This is a genomic window from Undibacterium sp. YM2, assembly GCF_009937975.1.
Classification (GTDB): Bacteria; Pseudomonadota; Gammaproteobacteria; order Burkholderiales; family Burkholderiaceae_D; genus Undibacterium.
This window is the reverse complement of the sequence record NZ_AP018441.1, coordinates 3,842,214-3,861,682: the sequence shown is the minus strand read 5'-3', so window position 1 is coordinate 3,861,682 and position 19,469 is coordinate 3,842,214. Positions and strand designations below refer to the sequence as shown.

The following is a 19,469-nucleotide window of genomic DNA, read 5'->3' as shown; positions in this document are numbered from 1 at the left end:
TTATGAAAAAAGAACAAAAATTATTGATTGCCGGTTTTTTCAACACGGCTAAAGCACAACCTAACAGCAATGCATTGTGGGTCGATGAACAGGTATATACCTATGCAGAATTGCTATTGCGTGTCGCCAGGATCACTCGCACGCTGGCGCGCGAAAACAAGGATTGCAGCCGTCAGCGTTGCGCCTTGCTGGTTGACCGCAGCATTACTGCCTATGCCTCCGTGCTTGGCACTTTGCTGGCAGGCATGGCCTATGTGCCGCTGAATACCAAATTCCCTGTGCAGCGTAATTTGCGCATGGTGGAACTGTCTGCATCGACCTCGATTGTGGTCGATGAACGCTCTATGGATGCCGCCAAAGAATTGCTGCAAGCTTATCCCGAGCCTTTGACTGTACTGATGCCCGAGACTGAGACTTTACCTACCTGGGCTGCCAGCGCCAGCCAGCACACTTATATTTTAAAACGCCAGATGGCCGAGGCTGATGCCGCCAGCCTCAGCTTGCCTGTCAGGGCCAACCCTGTCGCCTATATTCTGTTCACTTCTGGCAGCACGGGTTTGCCCAAGGGCGTGGCAGTGACGAATGAAAATGCTGCTACCTATGTCGCCAGTATCATCGAACGCTATCAACCGGGGCAGGGCGACCGTTTTACCCAGTTTTTTGACTTTACCTTTGATTTGTCGGTACATGATATTTTCGTTTGCCTGAGTGCCGGCGCTTGCCTGTACAGCGTGCCTGCGAAGCTCATGATGATGCCGCTTAAGTTTGTGCAGCAGCATGAATTGACTCACTGGTTCTCGGTGCCATCGCTTGCCGCCTGCCTGAAACGCTACAACGCCTTGCGCCCCGGCGTTTTGCCTAGCCTGAAGTACAGTCTGTTTTGCGGTGAAGCTTTGCCCACCAGCCTGGCGCAGGACTGGCAACCTGCCGCGCCCAATTCCATCATCGAGAATTTATACGGGCCTACAGAGGCGACGATTGCTTTTACGGTGCATCCATATCAGGCCAGTGATCAGCGCATTGCTGGCTTGCCTGTCGTGCCCATAGGCCAGCCTTTGCCAGGGCAGGAAACCATGGTGCTGGACGAACACTTTAATCCTGTTGCTGACGGTGAAATTGGTGAATTGTATCTGGGTGGCTCACAACTGGCCCAGGGCTATTGGGAAAATACCGAGCTCACGCGTCAGCGCTTTCTCAACATGCACTTCGAGGGCAAACTGGCCCAGCGCTGGTACCGTACCGGTGACCTGGCCTGTGTCGATGCTGAGGTTGGCTTGCTGTATTGTGGCCGCATCGATAACCAGGTCAAGATACGTGGCTACCGGGTTGAAGTGCAGGAGGTTGAGGCGGTGATACGCCGCCTGGGTGGTTCTGACCTGGTGGCGGTAGTGCCCTGGCCACTGGCTGCAGATGGTAGCGTGCAGGGCTTGCTTGCCTATGGCTGTGGCTTTACCGTATCATCAAGAGATATACTCAAGGCTTGTACCCTGCATTTGCCTGCCTACATGGTGCCGCAGGATGTGATTGAATTGCGCAAGATGCCTTTCAATTCGAATGGCAAGATTGATTACCCAGCCTTGCAAAAGCTGGCAAAAGAAAGCGATGGTCGGCAAGTTGAAACTATCCTTCCTGGCGTATGATGCTGCAATGAACAAGCGGAGATGAACCCGTCCAGAATGACGGGTTTTTCATCTAGACAAAGTGGAGAATAATGTGGCCGACAAGCATGAATGCATATTTTGTGAAATTCTCAATGGCCGCAGTGCAGCATCGGTGGTCTATAGAGATGAACATTGTATCGCCATACTTGATGCCTTCCCTTTGACACGCGGGCATTTGCTGGTGATACCGCAACAGCACCAGCAGCATATAGAAGAATTGCCGGAAGAGACGGTGAGCTATCTGTTTGCCATGGCCAGCCGTTTTTCATCGGCCCTGCGTCTTGGTGGCGAAAGCAATGCTACTGCAGTGTTGCTCAATAATGGCAAGGCCGCGAACCAGCATGTACCTCATGTGCATCTGCATGTGATACCGCGCCGTGATGGTGATACGGCGATGATGGTATGGCGCTATGTAACGCGCTTCATCAATCCCTGGTCCTATATAGGCCGCAGTAAACGCTTGTCCCGCCAGGCTGCGCGCTGGCAGGAGTTACTCAAGCCAGAATGAGTGTTACCACCCCAACAAAGAATTTGCCAAAAAAAAGCAAGGCCTGATTACGCAGGCCTTGCTTTTTCTCTGGGTAGCTGTTCAGGCTGCTTTCTTTTCTTCCTTCTTTTCATCCCTTAATTCGCGTCGCAAGATTTTGCCTACGTTGGACTTTGGCAGCTCGGTACGGAATTCTATGTACTTGGGTTTTTTGTAGGAAGTCAGTTGCTCCTTGCAGTAGCTCATCAATATTTCATCCGTCAATTTCGCATCTTTCTTGACGACGTATAATTTGACAGCTTCGCCTGAATTGTCATCTGGCACACCTACGCATGCACATTCCAGTACGCCCGGGTGACTGGCGACGACTCCTTCGATTTCATTTGGATAGACATTAAAGCCGGACACCAGGATCATGTCTTTCTTGCGATCTACGACGCGGATAAAGCCATTTGCTTCCATGATGCCAATGTCACCGGATTTGAAAAATCCGTCAGCCGTCATGACCTTGGCAGTTTCGTCAGCACGGTTCCAATAACCCTGCATGACTTGCGGGCCACGTATCGCAATTTCACCCGACTCACCCAAAGGCACGCGGTTGCCATGATCATCAAGTATGGCGATTTCTGTCGATGGCAGGGGCAGGCCTATGGTGCCGCTAAAATCGTCTGAATCTGCCGGATTGCAGGTTGCTACTGGTGAAGTTTCTGACATGCCATAGCCTTCTATGATGGCGCAGCCCGTCACTTTTTTCCAACGCTCTGCCACTGCGGGCTGCACTGCCGTACCGCCACCATTGCAGGCCTTCAGCAACGAAAAATCCAGCTTGGCAAAATCGGCATTATTCAGCAAGCCGTTGTACAGGGTATTGACGGCGGGCAGCATGCTGATCTGGTGTTGTGACAAGGTCTTGACCAGGCCAGGAATATCACGCGGATTCGGGATCAGGATATTCATGCCACCCAGGCGCATGCCCATGAGGTAGCAACTGGTCAGTGCAAAGATATGATACAGGGGCAGGGCGCAGACGATGGTCATGGCTTCTACCCTGGGTGCCTTGTTCAGCGCAGGTTGTGCCCATGCTTCATTTTGCAGGACATTGGCAGTGACATTACGGTGTGTCAGCACCGCACCCTTGGATACACCGGTAGTGCCGCCTGTATATTGCAGGAAGGCGATATCGTCATGTGTGAGCTTTACTGCCTGCAGTTGCAGGCGTGAACCATCTGCCAGTGCCTGTTTGAAGCTGATCGCAGTCGGGAGTGAGAATTCCGGCACCATTTTCTTGATATGGCGCACGGCAAAATTGACGACCATGCCTTTGACTCCACCCATGAGGTCACCCATGCTGGTTACGACGACATGCTTGATGCGGGTTTTGCTGAGTACCTGCTGCAGGGTAGTGGCAAAGTTCTCAAGGATGACGATGGCTTCAGCACCAGAGTCATTCAATTGATGCTCAAGTTCACGCGGTGTATATAAAGGGTTGACGTTGACGGCGGTATAGCCTGCGCGCAAGACTGCAGCGATAACGACGGGGTATTGCAGGATGTTAGGCATCATGATGGCAACGCGCGCGCCTTTTTCCAGGCCCCGGTTTTGCAGCCATGCGCCAAATTTTTTCGACAAGTCATCCACTTCTGCATAGCTCAGGTATTTGTCCATGCAGACATAGGCTTTGCGGTCAGCGTATTTCTGGAAAGACTCTTCCAGCAGATGCACGAGGGAGGTGTATTGGGTGTAGTCGATTTCTGCGGGTACACCCTGGGGATAGGATTGCAGCCAAAACTTTTCCATGCTTTACCTTTTTTTGTCTCATTGTTATAAAAATCGGGTGACGTCAGGCGGCCGTAGATACCGTCTGCGTACTGATATTGGCAAACTTATTATTGTTTTTGACCATGCTAAATGCAGGTGGCAGCAGGAGGCAAGGCTTATTCATGACATTTGAATAAGCCTTCTAAAAAGGGATATTGTGGTTTTTTTGGGGAGCAGCTCTATGCAACTGCGGCAGTCTTTTTTGGGAGGGCGACTGAAGAAGGTTTTGCAAATTACCTTATTGCTTCAGCACGAATTTTTCAGCCTTGTTATCGCGCGACATCATGAAACGAACGATGGATTCCACAGTCACGGTGTCGATTTGCCCGGCCATGCGGCGGTCAAATGGATGGTCGTCGAAGGCCACGTTGGCGCGGAACATGCGTGCACCCAGGCGTGTCAGGGAAGGGATGTAGATGGTGTCAGGCTTATACGATGCTGACTTCAACCATGCCTGGGCTTGAGTGCGGTTTTCTATGCGCACATCATTGGCTTGCGCTGCGGCCAGGACTTCCAGTGCCCATTGATTTGAATTCTGGTACATGGTGGAGTAGGCATAGGACAGCATGTTGTAGCGTGCTGCATGCAGGTTTTTTGCTCGGCCATCGGCCATCACCTGTTGTATTTTCTGTTGCAGCTCAGTGTTGGGAATGACGACCAGGGTTTCAAAGGCAAACATGTCGTCCATGAAAAAATTCCCCAGGCCTTCTCTGAATAATTCTGAATTGGCAGTGCCGCACTGGTTCAGTTCATGCATGACAGACCAGGTACCATCTGGCAGGCGTTCTATCAGACCCAGGTGGGAGTAACGTAAATTGTATTTCGATAAATCCTGGCCGACGCGGGCGATGATGGCAACATTGGCCTGGCTTTCGTCGAGCCTGATCTGGGTCTTGTGCGCAAATTCCAGCGCCTGCATGACTTTCTTGGGATCGTAACTATTTTCCTCGCATGGGCGACCGGCAAAAGCCGGTGCCGTACAGGCGAGAGCGATGACGACGAATAGACGCTGAATTATTATCAGAACCTTGGAGAAAGCCAGTGAGCGTGTGCGCATATTAAATTTGATCAGACCTTGTTGTGATGCATCAGGGCAGTGCCGATTTCATTAGGAATAAAGGCCAGCACCTTGCCTGCACTGACCAGCAGATAACCAGTTGTCGTCGCGCTGACTTCCACCACGGCACCGCTGACCAGTCCGACTTTTTCTATGCCCTTGCCAGATAATCTGACGGTTGTGCTGACCGCTTGCGTAGAACCCTTGAGCACGACAGTCACACCATCAGCACCCGCCTTGACCGTATCAACGATCATCTCACCTGAACCAGCCACCATGGAAAAACCACCAAGCATGATGATGCCCACACCCATGGAAAGGGCTTCAGAGCCACCAGAGGGCCCGCAAGAGATGCAACCGCGGCCAGCATGTGCAGAAAGTGGCAACAGGCTGCTTGCGCACAGGGTGGCAATCAGGGCGATTTTGCGAATTGATGCTGACATGAAGTCTCCTTGTATGTAGAAAGTGACTCTACAATAATATAAGACCATAGAATCGCAAGCTATTTGTCATCAGTAGCAAATAGTTACAGAAGAGGTAGTGGAATTTGATACCGGTACGACGATTTTTGAGGAAATTGGATACTGTATATGCTACCTGCCATGACTCTGGATAAGAGGAAGGCAGGTAGTGGGGGCGATAAATGATTTACCAGATACTGACGCGCTTATCCGATGTCAGATACATCTTGTCGCCAGGTTTGACGTCAAACGAAGTATAAAAATCAGGATGATTGACCAGGCTGCCATTGACGCGGAATTCTCCAGGAGAATGCACGTCGGTCTTGACAAGAGCGATGGCGCGTTGTTCGCGTGACTTGCCGCGTCTGGCTTGTGCCAGGCCCATGAACAGGCGTTGCTCGGCTGTCCAGCCATCGATCACAGGTGCAGGTTTGCCTTGCAGTGACAGCTTGTAGGCACGCAATGCCATGACAATGCCGGCATTGTCGGCAATGTTTTCGCCCAGGGTCGTTTTCCCATTCAGGAAATAACCTGGAACTGGGCTATACGTCGCATATTGATCAACCAGGCTGGCAGTTTTTTTCTTGAATTTTTCCTTGTCTTCGGCCGTCCACCAGTTGCGCAAATTGCCGTCGCCATCATACTGCGCGCCCTGGTCATCAAATGCATGACTGATTTCATGGCCGATGGAAATACCCAGTGCACCATAGTTGAAAGCATCTTCTGCAGTGACATCAAACAAAGGTGATTGCAGGCGTGCTGCGGGGAAGACGATTTCATTCATTGTCTCGCTGTAATAGGCATTCACCGTTTGTGGCGTCATATGCCATTCTTCACGGTCTATGGGTTTGCCCAGCTTGGCAACTTCTCTGTCGTGGCGTGCTTTGCGGGCGCGCATGAGGTTGCCGACCAGGTCATCACGCTTGATCGTCAGGCCAGTATCATCCTGCCATTGTCTTGGGTAACCTATCTTGACGCTGATCTTGGATAATTTGATTTGCGCCTGTTTCTTGGTTTCGGGGCTCATCCAGTCCAGAGTTTTGATACTTTGTTTGAAGGCTTCAAGGAAATACCCCACCATTTTTTCTGTACGTTGTTTGACTTCAGGCGGAAAGTATTTTTCTACATAGATCTTGCCCACGGGTTCACCCAGCAACTGGTCAGTCAGTGCTACACCGCGTTTTTCACGTGTACGGTTTTCCTTCGTACCTGCAATTGTGGCTTCATAGAAGGCAAAGTTTTCATTCACAAAATCAGACGACAGGAAAGGGCTGTAGGAGCGGATCAGGTGCCAGGTGAAATACGACTTCCAGATGTTGAGGCTGAAATTGTTGATGGTGTCATCAAAGCCTTTGATGAAACTGGGTTGTTGTACGACAAGATCATTGATCTTGCCATGCATGTGGGCTGATTTCAGATACATGGCCCAGTTGAAGGCGGGTGTCATCTTGCTTAATTCAGCAACGGGCATTTTGTTATAGGTCTTGACCGGATCGCGGTTTTGTTCGGTTGTCCATTGCACCTTGGCCAACGCGGTTTCCAGTGCGATGATATTGTCGGCCTGTGCTGCTGCATTGCTTTTACCAGCCAGTGTCAGTATTTTTTCTATATGTGTCTTGTATTTGGCACGGATGTCGGCCATTTTTGCGTCATCCTGCGACAGATAGTAATCGCGGTTTGGCAAACCCAGCCCACCTTGGGATACAGTCACGGCATATTGGCTGGAGTTAGTGTTGTCCTGGCCTATGCTTAAACGTATCGGGGTGTTGATACCTATCTCATGGAAATGGGCAATCAGGTCCTGAACGCCACGCTTGTATTGTATTCTGGTAATTCGCCCCAATTCATTCTTTAGTGCAGTGATGCCCAGGGCATTGAGTTTTTTCTCATCCATGAAACTGGTGTAAAGATCACCGATTTTTTGCTTGTCCGACCCAGCCAGTTTGTTGCTCTCTTTCGCGGCGCTTTCGACGATGGTACGCAATTGTTGTTGCACATCTTCACGCGCTTTCATGAAAGTACCCCAGTCTGATTTGTCGGACGGGATTTCATTCGCCTTCAACCACGCGCCTTGTGCATAGCGATAAAAATCATCCTGCGGGCGCACTGCCTTGTCCATGTCTTCAGGATGTATGCCTGACCCCAGGGCAGATGCTGTGGCAACTGTCGTTGTCTGTGCAGGCTCTGTGGCGTGAACAACATTGGCCAGCAGGCTGAGGGCGAGTGCGCTGAGTAATAAGCGTTTCATAGGGAGTCTCTGAAGTAAGATGTTTTACCCGGGCAGCAATGCACTGCAGGATGGGTAGTTTATTTTAAAGTGCTTGAATCTCAATAGACTGCCTGGAGCAGTTGAAGTTCAGTTCGGAAAATAAAAAAAGCATTACTGTATAAACAGTAATGCTTTCGTTTGAAACTTTACTTCAGCAATCTGCTGGGTCAATCAGGCCGCAGTAGCCTCAGCTTCACTCGCGCCAGTTGCCCCTGTCGATTCTTTCTTGCAATGCGGGCAAGACTTGCCAGAGATATACCAGGGCGACAATTGCTCGCGCGGTGTGACAACTGCGCGGCAGGCAAAGCATTGCTTGGTGTCTGTAGCTTCCAGTTGTGGGTTCAGCGCAGTGCGGTAGTCAAACACAAAGCAGTCGCCGTGATAGTGATCGCCACCGACTTCTTCAAAATACTTGAGGATGCCGCCTTCGAGCTGATAGACACTATCAAAGCCAACATTCTGCATGTGAATAGCGGCTTTTTCGCAGCGTATGCCACCAGTACAGAAAGTCACTACGGTCTTGTCATTCAATACATCACGATTGGCTTCAATGACAGCAGGGAATTCTGTGAACTTGCTAATGCGGTAATCGATGGTATTGTCAAAGCTACCAACATCAACTTCAAAATCATTGCGGGTATCGACCATGACCACGGCTTTGCCATTGTCGTCATGGCCCTGGTCCAGCCAGCGCTTCAGCGTGTGAGCATCCACCGCAGGGGCGCGGCCTTCTTCAGGCTTGATCAGGGGCATGCGCATGGTGATGATTTCTGCCTTCAGCTTGACCAGGATTTTGGTGAAGGGCTGGTGATCAGAAAAACTTTCCTTGGCGACGATGTCTGCAAAACGTGGGTCCTGGTGCAGCCAGTCCATATAGGCATCAATCTCGTGGCGCAAACCGGCCAGGAACATGTTGATGCCTTCTGGCGTCAGCAGTACCGTGCCTTTCAGGTTCAGTTCCTTGCATTTATCCAGAAATACCTGGCGTTTTTCAGCAGTGTCATCAAAGGTGATGAACTTGTAGGCAGAAATATTGACGTAGGGTTTATCGGGTGTTTGTATTACAGCGGGCATGATGAAATTCAGTAAGTCATTGATTTGGCAGCATTATAAGCGATTTAATCAGGCTTTTGCGACCAATAGCATCTCGATATGGGGAATATCGTCTTCCAGATAGATGTCAGAAACCGTCTCAAAACCAAAGCTGCCATAGAATTTTTCAAGGTAAGCCTGGGCACCTATGCGTATAGGGGCGCCAGGGTAGAGTGCATGCAAAGCCTTGATGCCGTTTGCAATTAGAGCTTTGCCAACACCGCTGCCACGCCAGTCCTGGGTACTGATGACACGGCCCAGTGAAGCCTCATCAAAACTGATGCCAGCAGGGACTATGCGCAGATAGGCCGCCACTTCGCCTTCCGGCGTCCAGGCCGTCAGGTGATGTGAAATTGGGTCTTTGCCATCGACGTCCTGATAGACGCAGTTTTGTTCAATGACAAATACGGCAGAACGTGCCTGCAAGATGGCATGCAGTTGCAAATTGCTCAATTCATTGAAGCTTGCGCATTGCCATTGTAAATTGTTTATATTTTTGTCTGTACTCATGCCTGCCTCTGCTTGTCCTGGATAAAACAGGATAGCTTACATCTGTCTGAACAAATGTGCATATACCCGGCTCACCTGCAATTTATCTTCACTGCCTTTGAGCTTCAGTGTGATCTTGCCAGTCTCGTCCTTGTTGGCGATCTGTATATGCAAGGTATTGACCACAGTACTGCGGTGGATTTGCCAGAAGATGCTGCTGTCGAGTTGTGGCAAGAGTTCACGCAGGCTGCTGCGTATCAGGGATGAATGCTCCCTGGTGACGACATTGATGTATTTGTCAGTCGCTTCAAAATACAGTACATCATCCACATTGATCATGCGTATCTGGTTGCCGACGGCGGCGCGTATGATGCGCAGGCGTTCTGGCTGCGCAGTATTGGCAGGCTGGGCAGTCTGGCCAGGTACCAGGTGGCGCAGTTGCTCAAGCACACGCTCAAGTTCATTCGGTCTTTGTGGGCCATCAGCCAGGCGGGCCTGTAATCTTTGTACGGTTTTGTTCAACCTGTCTTCGCTGATGGGTTTCAGAACATAGTCCGAAGCAGAGTGTTCAAAGGCTTCAACGGCATATTCATCATAGGCAGTGACATACACGATGAGAGGGAAGGGTTTCTGGTCCGGCCATTCCTCCGCTAGTTCCTGCGCCACCTCGAGCCCGGTCTTGCCCGGCATTTTGATGTCAAGAAATAGTATGTCGGGTAATTGCGTCAGTGCTTCCTGCACTGCCTCAACACCATTTTCAGCCAGGCAGCAGATTTGCAGTTCTGGCCAGAGTTTGCCCAGCATTTTTTGCAGGGTCAGGGCAAGTATGGGTTCGTCTTCAGCGATCAGGGCGCGTTTGTTTGTCATGGTTATTGTGCTAAGTGTGCTAAAGGAATAATCAAATGGGCAATCGCCCCTTCGGGCGCATTGGCCGTTAGTGTCAGGCTGGCTTGTGGACCATACAGAGCAAGCAGGCGGTCACGTATGTTGGCGTTGCCTACATGTAGCCCATCGGTGCTCACAACATGGCTATCATCGTAATTGAAAGGCAGGCCCAGGCCGGTGTCTATGACTTTCAGGTGCAATTGTCCTATCACGGCTTCAGCGACGACATGGATGCTGCCGCCTTCCATTTTTGGCTCCAGACCATGCTTGATGGCGTTCTCTACCAAAGGTTGCAAGAGCATGGGGGCAATGCTGGTCTGCTGCAATGCATCGGGCAATTCCAGAGTGTATCGCAGGCGTTTGCCCATGCGGATGGCGAGTAGTTCCAGGTAGGCTTGCATGAGAGTGAACTCTTGCTTCAGGCTGGTATGTTCTGCACGCGAAGAACTCAGGGTATTACGCAGGTAAATGATCAGTTGTGCCAGCATGTGTTGGGCACGCTCAGGGTCTATCGCGATCAGGCCCTGCAGATTGGCCAGGGTGTTGAACAGCATGTGCGGCTCTATCTGTGCTTGCAGCATTTGCAATTGTGCTTGCAGTGCCTGCTTCTCTATGGCGGCATTCTTGGCTTTTTCTGCCTCGGCAGCGGCGACCAGCTCGGCCATTTTCCCCCGGTTCCAGAAAGACCAGGCTGCCACCAGACTGACGATGCAGGTCATGATGACAAAATTACTCACATGATTCCACTGGAAATGTGAAAAGGCATTGATAGAAAAATTGAGCAGATAGGACGCTATCAGCAGACCGACGAAAAAAGCCAGTGGTGCAATCAGCAGGCACATCAGGTAAAAGCCGATGACATGGGGCTCCTTGTCTCTCCAGATCAACTGCTTTGTACCGTTGATGAGGGTATAGGCAGAAAAGCCTATGAACATGGAAACGGTGATGTTATCGAACAGGCTGCCGCCGGTGCGCAACACGTAGGTGACAGCAAAGCCGCAGGCCAGATTGATGCCCAGCAGACGCGGCATATCCGACAAAATCTTGTATATGCGCTCGCGCCATGTTGGTGTCAGGCTTGATAACAGGGCAGATACTGTGCGCAAATAATACTGTTTGATCATTGTTTTGCCAGGGAAATAGTGATGGGCATAAGCTTAGCGACTTTGGCGCAGGCTGCGGAGCGCTTTAGGATGAAGCCCCGGTTTTTTGTCGCCAGGGCTTGCAAAAACGACGCCTGCTGCCTTGCTGTCATCCGTCAGATGATGTTCTTGCCCTTCAATTCCTCGATATGCGCTGGCCCGTAGCCTAGCAATTCACCCAATACGACTTGGGTATGCTGGCCCAGCAGGGGCGGGGCGGCAGGGATAGTCGTGGGCGTGCCTGAAAGTTTCATCGGGCTGGCCAGCAGATCAACGCTGCCAGCAGCAGGATGAGGAACCTTAATCTTCATGCCACGCGCTACGACCTGTGGGTCGGCAAATACCTCGTCCAGGCGGTTGATCGGGCCGCAAGGCACGCCGGCCTCTTCCAGCAGGTCTATCCATTCCTGCTTGGTTTTGAGTCTGACCATATTGGCCAGTATCGGCACCAGCACATCCCTGTGTTCTACGCGCTTTGGGTTGGCGCTGAAACGCGGGTCATCTGCAAGCTCTGGCAGGCCACCTATCTGGACAAATTTTTTATACTGGCCATCATTGCCTGCTGCCACGATGATATGGCCGTCAGAAGTCGCAAAGGTCTGGTAGGGCACGATATTCGGATGGGCATTGCCCCAGCGCTTGGGGCATTGCCGCTGGCCAGGTAATTCATGTTCATGTTGGCCAGCATGGCGACCTGCACATCCAGCAAGGCCATGTCTATGTACTGGCCTTCGCCTGTCCTGTCCCTGTGTGTCAGGGCGGCCATGACGGCGATGGTGGAATACATGCCAGTCATCAGGTCGGCAATGGCGACTCCGGCTTTTTGTGGGCCGCCGCCTGGCAAATCGTCACGCTCGCCCGTCAGTGACATGAACCCGCCCATGCCTTGCACGATAAAATCATAGCCAGCACGGTGGGCATAGGGGCCATCCTGGCCAAAGCCGGTGATAGAGCAATACACCAGGTCAGGCTTGACCAGCTTCAGTGATTCATAGTCGAGGCCATATTTCTTCAACTGGCCAACCTTGTAGTTTTCCAGCACCACATCAGATTTGGCTGCCAGCTCACGGATGATTTGCTGGCCTTCTGCGGTCGCAATATCGACCGTAATGGCTTGCTTGCCACGATTCGCCGCCAGATAATAAGCTGCCTCTGTCGTGTTATTGCCTTCTGCATCGCGCAAATAAGGTGGACCCCAGCTACGGGTATCGTCGCCACTGCCTGGTCTTTCTACCTTGATGACATCTGCACCCAGGTCTGCCAGGTTTTGTGCACACCAGGGGCCAGCGAGTACGCGCGTCAGGTCCAGCACGCGGATATGGCCCAGGGCGGTTTTTTGTAGCGACGAGCTTGTCATCTTGGATTATCCTATTAACATTATTTTTTAGTTTGTGAGGAGCGCATATGTGGCCCTATCCTAAAGTCATCGCCCATCGTGGCGGTGGAAGCCTGGCGCCAGAAAATACGCTGGCTGCGATGCGTTGTGGACAAGAACACGGTTTTGCTGCCGTGGAATTTGATGTCATGTTATCAAAGGATGGCGTCCCTGTGCTCATGCATGACCCTGAATTTGGCAGAACCGTGGCTGGCAGTGGCCGCGTGGCTGATACTTTGGCAGCAGATTTGCAGAAGATGGATGCTGGTAAATGGTTTTCAGCGCTATTCGCAGGAGAATCTGTGCCTCTGTATGCAGACGTGGTCAGGTTTTGCCGCCAGCATGGCATATGGATGAATGTGGAGATCAAGCCTTCATCAGGAGCGGAAGAAGAAACAGGACGTGTCGTCGTAGAACAGACGCAAGCCCTGTTTACCGATGTTTCTGTGACTGATGCCCTGCATCTGCCTCTGTTTTCTTCATTTTCATTTGCCGCTCTGATGGCCGCCAAGCATGCCGCACCCACTATTCCGCGAGGTTTTTTGATGGACAGGGTAACGCCAGACTGGAAAGCCAGCTTGCAAGAGCTGGCCGCAAAAGCCCTGCATACAAATCACAAACATTTGACGGCAGACACGGCTCGGGAGATCAAGGATGCCGGATATGGCCTGTTCTGCTATACCGTCAATACACCTGAAAGGGCGACGGAAATACTGCATTGGGGTGTCGATGCCTTTTGTACAGACAGGCTGGATTTGATACCAGCAGATTTTTAACTTGCAAATAAGTAAATTTGTAGAAAACCCGATAAATCTTTTTGAAATTGCTTGACTCTGACGTTACGTCAGACTTTAAGATAGGCCTTTCTACAAGGGCAAGCAATGTTACTCAAGATAGGCGAATTGGCAAAGCGCATAGGCCTGACTATCCGTGCGCTGCATCATTATGAAGAGATAGGGCTGGTGCAACCGTCTTCGCGCACGGCATCAGGTTATCGTTTATATAACAGGGATGATGTCGCCCGTCTGCACCGCGTGCAGGCGCTGCGAGGTCTCGGGCTGTCACTGGCAGAGACACGCGATATGCTCAATGGTGGCGGCGCGGACTTGCGTCAATTGATACGCCAGCAGATGTGTGCAATAGACAGGCAAATTGCGGATGCAAATGATTTACGCGAGCGCCTGGCTACACTGGAAGAAAAACTGTCTTCAGAAAAAGAGCCGGAGCTTGACGAGTGGCTCAACACCTTGCGCCTGATGGCGACTCAGCGGCAGTATTTCAGTGCCGAAGAAATTGCCATCTTCCAAAAACGGGCAGCACAAAACGATTTCAGGCAGGAATGGCCCAAACTGGTGACCGCCGTGCGCAGCCTCATGGAGAACAGCATACCTGCTACTGATATACAGGCCAAAAATCTGGCGCGCGAGTGGATAGACTTATGCAAGACCAGCATGGGGGATGATCCGCGTTTCTTCGCCAAACTCAGCAATATGCACAGGACAGATTTTTCTGCCCAGGCCATCACCGGTATTGATGGTGAATTGCTCGATTTTATTTTGCAGGCCTTGCATGAAATACGTTGCGATGTCTTTGCAGGTTATCTGGATCAGGATGAATTGCAGCATTACCGCAAACACGGCCAAAAAAATATGCAGGAATGGCTGAACACCTTTGCACAGACCCGGCAACTGATGGAAAGCCAGCCCGCACCAGGCCTTCCCGACATCATGAAGCTCATGCGCCGCTGGCAATGGCTGATTGCTGACACCTGGGGCGCAAACCCCATTACGCATGCGAAAGTCCAGACTGCTCACGAACAGCATCCAGAGATGCTGGCTGGCAGTGGCTATACAGCAGACATGAAGCAATTTGTTGAGCAGGGCATGCTGGCCTTAATGGTCAACGATATGTCTGCCAATCTGTCGGACCATGTAGCCCGCTGACAACGATCTGGAAGAATTCCATCATTTAATTTTCATACCGGAGTAACTATGTATCCCGTAGTACTGAAGCAAGTCATGAAAACCTATCACCTCGATGCGGTCGATGTGCCCGCACTGGTCGATATCAACCTGCAATTGCGGGCCAATTGTTTTACTGTGATTTCTGGCCCTTCCGGCAGCGGCAAAACCACATTGCTGAATCTCATCGGCTGCATAGACAGGGCCGACAGTGGCGAAGTCATCGTCGCTGATCAGGCCGTGCATCAAATGTCTGATGATGCGCTGTCAGATTTCAGGGCGCGTCACCTGGGTTTTATTTTTCAGAATTTCAATCTGCTGCCTGTTCTGAATACCTATGAAAATGTCGAGTATCCACTGATCCTGGCCAAAGTCGCCGCAGGAGAGCGCAAGAGGCGTGTGCTTGACCTGCTGGACGCGGTAGGCTTGGCAGACCGGGCGCAAAACCTGCCAGGTCAATTATCCGGTGGTCAGCGCCAGCGTGTGGCGATTGCGCGTGCACTGGCGACTGAACCCAGGCTGGTACTGGCTGATGAACCAACTGCCAATCTCGACAGCCAGACCGGTGCTGCCATCATCAGCCTGATGCGCAAAATGCAGCGTGAGCGCCATGTCTCCTTCGTATTTTCTTCTCATGATCCACAAGTGCAGGCCGAGGCAGATGACACGATATTCATACGCGATGGCCGCATCGTGAATATAGAACGGCAGGCAGAACAAAAAAATGTAGCGATGGAGTTGCATGTATGAAGACTTTTTCCTTAGCCCTGCGCAACCTGCTCAGGAACCGCCGCCGTTCATTAACAACCCTGTTGGCCATGGTGGTGGGCCTGACTGCCATACTGCTGTTTGGCGGTTACCGCTCGAATATCACCTATGGCATGGAAACTGGTTTTATCCAGGGCAGCGGCCACTTGCAAATCCAGCGTCAGGGTTATTTCCTCGAAGGTGGTGACAATCCTACTGCCTATGGCATCGCTGATTATCAGCACATCATTGACCTCGTCAAACAGGACAAGGAACTGGCCCCCATGCTGGTGGTGGTGACGCCAACCTTGCAGCTTGGTGGCCTCGCCGGTAATTTTTCTGCGGGTGTTTCACGTTCGGTACTGGCATTAGGCGTCGTTGTGCCCGAGCGCAACCAGATGCTGAACTGGAATGACTACGGCATGCAAAGCTATGCCAAGCCTCTCCCTTTGAATGGCAGCAACCCCGATGCAGTGGTCATAGGCGAGGGCGTGGCGCGCAAGATCAAATTGTGCAAGGCCTTGCAGATACCAGACTGTAAACAGGACGACACGGTTGTCACTCCCGCCGATAATAGCGCACAGGCGCCCGGCGATATCGCAGCGCTGTCCGCACTGGAGCAGGGCAATACCGTCAAGGAAGAGGGCACCCGCATAGAAATGCTGGCGGCAACTTCACATGGTGCACCGAATGTTGCCAGCCTCAGTGTCATTACCGCCAGGAACATGGGCATCAAGGCCCTTGATGACGTGTATATGGCCATGCATTTGAGTCAGGCACAAAAGCTGATTTATGGTAATAGCACGGCGCAGGTAACCGCGATACAGATACAGTTGAAATATACATCGCAGATGCCGGTAGCGCGCGCCCGTCTGCAACAGTTGCTGGATCAGAACGTCAAGGGGCAGACGCTGGAACTGCTGGACTTCAAGGTACTCAACCCCATGTATGGACAGACGGTGCAATTCATGAATTCCATGTTCGGCTTTATCTCCATACTGATAGGCGTGATCGTCCTCTTCACTATCGGCAATACCATGAGTACTGCCGTGGTAGAACGCACGGTTGAGATAGGCACCTTGCGCGCCATGGGTTTGCGCCGTTCCGGCTTGCGCAGGCTGTTCCTGTGTGAAGGTGTGTTGCTGGGCGCGATAGGTGCGGTATGCGGCCTGCTTGGCTCGCTGGTCATCGCCTATCTGATCAACAACAGTGGTGCAGCGTGGACGCCGCCAGGCTATTCCTATGCCTACCTGATACAGGTGCGCGTATGGCAAGACATGCCTTTGCTCATAGGCAGTATCATTGGTCTTTTGCTGGTGACGGTGATCTCGGCCTGGTTGCCTGCTAACCGGGCATCAAGACTGATGATTGTCGATGCATTGAGACATGTATAAGGAAATATGATGAACTTTTTAAAGTTGTCCGTAGTTTGTTTCGCCATGGCTGGATTGTTCATGGGAACTGCGCAGGCCGCCCAGGCAGCTCAGAGCCCGCAAGAAATACTGGCTGCCAGTGATGTGGTGCGCAATCCTGATTATCCGTTTGGCCTGACCAATACCCTCATCGAATACCGCGCAGGCAAACAGACGGATACCAGCACCCTGTCCATCTATTCCAAGGCTGACCCCAATAGCGGCCAGTTCCGCAGCCTGATACGCTATGTTGCGCCAGCCAGGGATGCCAACAAACTGATACTCTTCAGCGGCAAGGACTTGTGGTTTTACGACCCCAGCAGCAAGGCCAGCATACGCATGTCACCGCAACAGCGCCTGCTGGGCCAGGCATCGAATGGCGATGTGGTGACAGTCAATCTGGCCAAGGACTACCAGGCCGTGAGCGCGGTAGAAGAAGACACCCAGGATGGTGATCGCCAGACCAAGCACTGCAACAAGCTGAGCATGAATGCCAGTACTCCGGATGCCACCTATCATCACATCGACATGTGGATAGAGGTGGGCAATAATCATCCGGTCAAGGCCAAGTTTTATACCGAAAGCGGCAAGCTGCTCAAGACCGCCTATTACCGCCGCTATGAAAAACAGCTGGGCATAGACAGGCCGACAGAAACCGTCATCATTGACGGCCTGGATCCAAGCTGGGTCACCGTGATGCGTTACTCTAACCTGGTCAGGCGTGAAGTACCTGATCAGTGGTTGCAGCGCGATTATCTGCCGCGTTTCAAACCGGAATGACGATGCGCCGCAAATCATTTTCATGCAAAACCCTTGTCTGCGCCTGCACGGTTTTGCTGACGCTGAATTGCCAGGCACAACAAGACCCTGATCTTGATGCTCTGAAAGTCGCAGACCAGATGCCCAATACGGTTGAGCAGCCTAGTAACTGGCGTCTGTTTGTTGAGGCCGGGGCAGGGGTAAACCGTGCACGTCTTGGTGGCGCCAGCCAGCAATTGCAGCGCATGTCGCTGGATCTGCAATATGACAACTCCTTCGCGCCAGGCTGGCGTGCGGTTCTGTCTGATCGCCTGGATGTGAGCTGGCCACCACAGGCCACCGGGTTGTCGCATGACATCAATACCATTAAAGAAGCCTACCTGAGCTGGCAAGTGCAGACTGATCAGATACTGGACCTGGGCCGCATCAACGCACGCAATGGCGTGGCGCTGGGTTATAACCCTACCGATTATTTTCGTACTTCTGCCTTGCGGTCTGTGGTGTCGGTAGATCCTGCGAGCCTCAAGGAAAACCGCCAGGGTAGCATCATGCTGCGTGGGCAAAAACTGTGGAATGGCGGTTCTTTGACCGCGCTGTATTCACCCAAACTGGCTGACGAGCGCAATTACTCCAGCTTCAGCCCTGATGTCGCCGCAACCAATGGGCAAGACCGCTGGCTGTTAACTTTGAGTCAGCAAGTGATGGACGGCATTACGCCACAAGTCTTACTGTACAAGACAGAAAAGCAGCCCGTGCAAATCGGCCTGAACCTGACGGCCTTGCTCAATGATTCCACGGTCGTGTTTGCAGAATGGTCGGGCGGGCGCAGCCTGTCCAATTTCGCACAAGCCATGCGGCAAATCGGAATAACTTATCCTGATGACAGTGCGTTTCGCAATCACAGTGCGACCGGCCTGACCTACACCACCAGTAACAAGATATCGCTGACAGCCGAACTCGAATACAACGGCGGTGGCCTGGACCAGGAAAAATGGAATAACCTCGGGCAGGCTTCCCTGCAAAGCTATGGCATCTACCGCCGTTTTTTGCAGGGCGTGCAAGAGACACCGGCCAAGCGCAGCGTCTTTGTCTATGCAAGCTGGCAAGATGCGCTGATCAACCACCTGGACCTGGCGGCGATGAGCCGCTATGACATGGCCGATTCCAGCCGCATGTCATGGATGGAGGCGCGCTACCACCTGAAGCATACAGAGTTCGCGCTGCAATGGCAGCGCAACAGCGGCAAGAGCCTGAGCAATTACGGCGCTGCACCGCAAATGCAAAGCTGGCAATTGCTGGCGCGTTATTATTTCTAGCCTGTTACAAGGATTTTTAGTCTGTTACAAGACAGCGGTAGTAGTTACCAGCACTTACATCGATTACATTTTTTGCCGTCATCGGAAAAAGCAGCGACTTCGTTATAGGTACATGGGCAGCGTGCTCATATCGACCCAAGAAGCCTACTTTTAACAAAGGAATACTCATGAAATCCATCAAGCTCGCCGCCGCCCTGGCTACTACTCTTGCCCTGACATTGATCACGGGTTCCGTTTTTGCCCAGGAGCCGGCAACGCCAAATGTAGAGAAACGCCAGGACAGACAACAAAAACGCATCGCCAAGGGGGTTGAAAGCGGCGCTTTGACAGCAAAAGAAGCCAGCAATCTGGAAAAGCGTGAAGCCAAGATAGAGGGTGACAAACAGGCTGCCAAGGCAGATGGTGTAGTGACACCGGCAGAGCGCGCCAAACTTGAGCACGAAGAAAATCGCGCCAGCAAGAAAATTCGCAATAAAAAGCACAATGCGAGCGCAGTAACTACGACTAATTGAGCAAGAGAGCCAAAGCAAAATAAAAC

At 51.9% G+C, this 19,469-nt stretch carries 17 protein-coding genes and 1 pseudogene; 9 read left to right on the top strand and 9 right to left on the bottom strand.

Translation table 11 applies throughout. The features are described 5' to 3' along the window. Window positions 1-2 precede the first annotated feature (2 nt). Together UNDYM_RS17380 and UNDYM_RS17375 are read left to right on the top strand one after the other, a co-directional pair. Complete coding sequence (locus UNDYM_RS17380) at window positions 3-1,640, top strand: amino acid adenylation domain-containing protein (protein ID WP_162042155.1); 1,638 nt, start codon at window positions 3-5, stop codon at window positions 1,638-1,640. Between the two features lie 73 nt (window positions 1,641-1,713). Beyond that, complete coding sequence (locus tag UNDYM_RS17375) at window positions 1,714-2,169, top strand: HIT family protein (RefSeq protein ID WP_162042154.1); 456 nt, start codon at window positions 1,714-1,716, stop codon at window positions 2,167-2,169. An 81-nt stretch (window positions 2,170-2,250) separates the two neighbouring features. Here the strand turns inward: UNDYM_RS17375 and UNDYM_RS17370 are convergent, their stop codons facing one another. The 9 genes and pseudogenes from UNDYM_RS17370 to UNDYM_RS17330 all read right to left on the bottom strand — a co-directional run bounded on the left by UNDYM_RS17370 (window position 2,251) and on the right by UNDYM_RS17330 (window position 12,718). Next, the gene (locus UNDYM_RS17370) at window positions 2,251-3,945 is read right to left on the bottom strand and encodes a long-chain-fatty-acid--CoA ligase (protein ID WP_162042153.1); all 1,695 of its coding nucleotides are present in this window, start codon (window positions 3,943-3,945) and stop codon (window positions 2,251-2,253) included. Window positions 3,946-4,204: 259 nt separating this feature from the next. Further along, window positions 4,205-5,023 (bottom strand): DUF2145 domain-containing protein, encoded by an 819-nt coding sequence (locus UNDYM_RS17365; protein WP_162042152.1) that lies wholly within the window; start codon window positions 5,021-5,023, stop codon window positions 4,205-4,207. 11 nt (window positions 5,024-5,034) lie between these two features. Beyond that, window positions 5,035-5,466: a hypothetical protein gene (locus UNDYM_RS17360; RefSeq protein ID WP_162042151.1), complete on the bottom strand. Its 432-nt coding sequence runs from the start codon at window positions 5,464-5,466 to the stop codon at window positions 5,035-5,037. Window positions 5,467-5,671: 205 nt separating this feature from the next. Further along, window positions 5,672-7,732, bottom strand: a complete 2,061-nt coding sequence (locus tag UNDYM_RS17355) for a M13 family metallopeptidase (RefSeq protein WP_162042150.1) — start codon at window positions 7,730-7,732, stop codon at window positions 5,672-5,674. Window positions 7,733-7,924: 192 nt separating this feature from the next. Beyond that, on the bottom strand, window positions 7,925-8,827 hold the full coding sequence (locus UNDYM_RS17350) for a sulfurtransferase (RefSeq protein ID WP_174244950.1): 903 nt from the start codon (window positions 8,825-8,827) through the stop codon (window positions 7,925-7,927). A gap of 48 nt (window positions 8,828-8,875) precedes the next feature. After that, the gene (locus UNDYM_RS17345) at window positions 8,876-9,355 is read right to left on the bottom strand and encodes a GNAT family N-acetyltransferase (RefSeq protein ID WP_162042149.1); all 480 of its coding nucleotides are present in this window, start codon (window positions 9,353-9,355) and stop codon (window positions 8,876-8,878) included. Window positions 9,356-9,391: 36 nt separating this feature from the next. After that, window positions 9,392-10,201 carry a LytTR family DNA-binding domain-containing protein gene (locus tag UNDYM_RS17340; RefSeq protein WP_162042148.1) on the bottom strand — a complete coding sequence of 270 codons (810 nt, stop codon included), beginning with the start codon at window positions 10,199-10,201 and terminating at the stop codon, window positions 9,392-9,394. A 2-nt stretch (window positions 10,202-10,203) separates the two neighbouring features. After that, a complete protein-coding gene (locus UNDYM_RS17335) occupies window positions 10,204-11,343 on the bottom strand; it encodes a sensor histidine kinase (protein ID WP_162042147.1) in 1,140 nt (379 codons plus the stop codon). Between the two features lie 134 nt (window positions 11,344-11,477). Further along, a pseudogene (locus UNDYM_RS17330) lies at window positions 11,478-12,718 on the bottom strand (CaiB/BaiF CoA transferase family protein). A gap of 47 nt (window positions 12,719-12,765) precedes the next feature. Between UNDYM_RS17330 and ugpQ the strand changes: the two are divergent. The 7 genes from ugpQ (at window position 12,766) to UNDYM_RS17295 (ending at window position 19,443) form a co-directional block, all read left to right on the top strand. Then, window positions 12,766-13,512 (top strand): glycerophosphodiester phosphodiesterase, encoded by a 747-nt coding sequence (gene ugpQ, locus UNDYM_RS17325; protein ID WP_162042146.1) that lies wholly within the window; start codon window positions 12,766-12,768, stop codon window positions 13,510-13,512. A gap of 105 nt (window positions 13,513-13,617) precedes the next feature. Further along, a complete protein-coding gene (locus UNDYM_RS17320) occupies window positions 13,618-14,679 on the top strand; it encodes a MerR family transcriptional regulator (RefSeq protein WP_162042145.1) in 1,062 nt (353 codons plus the stop codon). A gap of 48 nt (window positions 14,680-14,727) precedes the next feature. Further along, window positions 14,728-15,447 (top strand): ABC transporter ATP-binding protein, encoded by a 720-nt coding sequence (locus UNDYM_RS17315; RefSeq protein WP_162042144.1) that lies wholly within the window; start codon window positions 14,728-14,730, stop codon window positions 15,445-15,447. After that, complete coding sequence (locus tag UNDYM_RS17310; RefSeq protein WP_162042143.1) at window positions 15,444-16,838, top strand: ABC transporter permease; 1,395 nt, start codon at window positions 15,444-15,446, stop codon at window positions 16,836-16,838. The genes UNDYM_RS17315 and UNDYM_RS17310 overlap by 4 nt, the downstream gene beginning before the upstream one ends. A 6-nt stretch (window positions 16,839-16,844) precedes the next feature. Then, window positions 16,845-17,636 carry an outer membrane lipoprotein-sorting protein gene (locus UNDYM_RS17305; protein WP_370529344.1) on the top strand — a complete coding sequence of 264 codons (792 nt, stop codon included), beginning with the start codon at window positions 16,845-16,847 and terminating at the stop codon, window positions 17,634-17,636. Between the two features lie 2 nt (window positions 17,637-17,638). After that, window positions 17,639-18,931, top strand: a complete 1,293-nt coding sequence (locus UNDYM_RS17300; protein ID WP_162042142.1) for a hypothetical protein — start codon at window positions 17,639-17,641, stop codon at window positions 18,929-18,931. A gap of 167 nt (window positions 18,932-19,098) precedes the next feature. Continuing rightward, window positions 19,099-19,443: a hypothetical protein gene (locus UNDYM_RS17295; RefSeq protein WP_197740917.1), complete on the top strand. Its 345-nt coding sequence runs from the start codon at window positions 19,099-19,101 to the stop codon at window positions 19,441-19,443. Window positions 19,444-19,469 lie beyond the last annotated feature (26 nt).

Excerpts from the sequence above, each read along its gene's own strand:
- UNDYM_RS17355 (WP_162042150.1), bottom strand. The coding sequence starts at position 7,732 with ATGAAACGCTTATTACTCAGCGCACTCGCCCTCAGCCTGCTGGCCAAT.
- ugpQ (WP_162042146.1), top strand. The coding sequence starts at position 12,766 with ATGTGGCCCTATCCTAAAGTCATCGCCCATCGTGGCGGTGGAAGCCTG.
- UNDYM_RS17315 (WP_162042144.1), top strand. The coding sequence starts at position 14,728 with ATGTATCCCGTAGTACTGAAGCAAGTCATGAAAACCTATCACCTCGAT.
- UNDYM_RS17370 (WP_162042153.1), bottom strand. The coding sequence starts at position 3,945 with ATGGAAAAGTTTTGGCTGCAATCCTATCCCCAGGGTGTACCCGCAGAA.
- UNDYM_RS17310 (WP_162042143.1), top strand. The coding sequence starts at position 15,444 with ATGAAGACTTTTTCCTTAGCCCTGCGCAACCTGCTCAGGAACCGCCGC.
- UNDYM_RS17365 (WP_162042152.1), bottom strand. The coding sequence starts at position 5,023 with ATGCGCACACGCTCACTGGCTTTCTCCAAGGTTCTGATAATAATTCAG.
- UNDYM_RS17350 (WP_174244950.1), bottom strand. The coding sequence starts at position 8,827 with ATGCCCGCTGTAATACAAACACCCGATAAACCCTACGTCAATATTTCT.
- UNDYM_RS17345 (WP_162042149.1), bottom strand. The coding sequence starts at position 9,355 with ATGAGTACAGACAAAAATATAAACAATTTACAATGGCAATGCGCAAGC.
- UNDYM_RS17300 (WP_162042142.1), top strand. The coding sequence starts at position 17,639 with ATGCGCCGCAAATCATTTTCATGCAAAACCCTTGTCTGCGCCTGCACG.
- UNDYM_RS17380 (WP_162042155.1), top strand. The coding sequence starts at position 3 with ATGAAAAAAGAACAAAAATTATTGATTGCCGGTTTTTTCAACACGGCT.
- UNDYM_RS17295 (WP_197740917.1), top strand. The coding sequence starts at position 19,099 with ATGAAATCCATCAAGCTCGCCGCCGCCCTGGCTACTACTCTTGCCCTG.
- UNDYM_RS17305 (WP_370529344.1), top strand. The coding sequence starts at position 16,845 with ATGATGAACTTTTTAAAGTTGTCCGTAGTTTGTTTCGCCATGGCTGGA.
- UNDYM_RS17340 (WP_162042148.1), bottom strand. The coding sequence starts at position 10,201 with ATGACAAACAAACGCGCCCTGATCGCTGAAGACGAACCCATACTTGCC.
- UNDYM_RS17335 (WP_162042147.1), bottom strand. The coding sequence starts at position 11,343 with ATGATCAAACAGTATTATTTGCGCACAGTATCTGCCCTGTTATCAAGC.
- UNDYM_RS17320 (WP_162042145.1), top strand. The coding sequence starts at position 13,618 with ATGTTACTCAAGATAGGCGAATTGGCAAAGCGCATAGGCCTGACTATC.
- UNDYM_RS17360 (WP_162042151.1), bottom strand. The coding sequence starts at position 5,466 with ATGTCAGCATCAATTCGCAAAATCGCCCTGATTGCCACCCTGTGCGCA.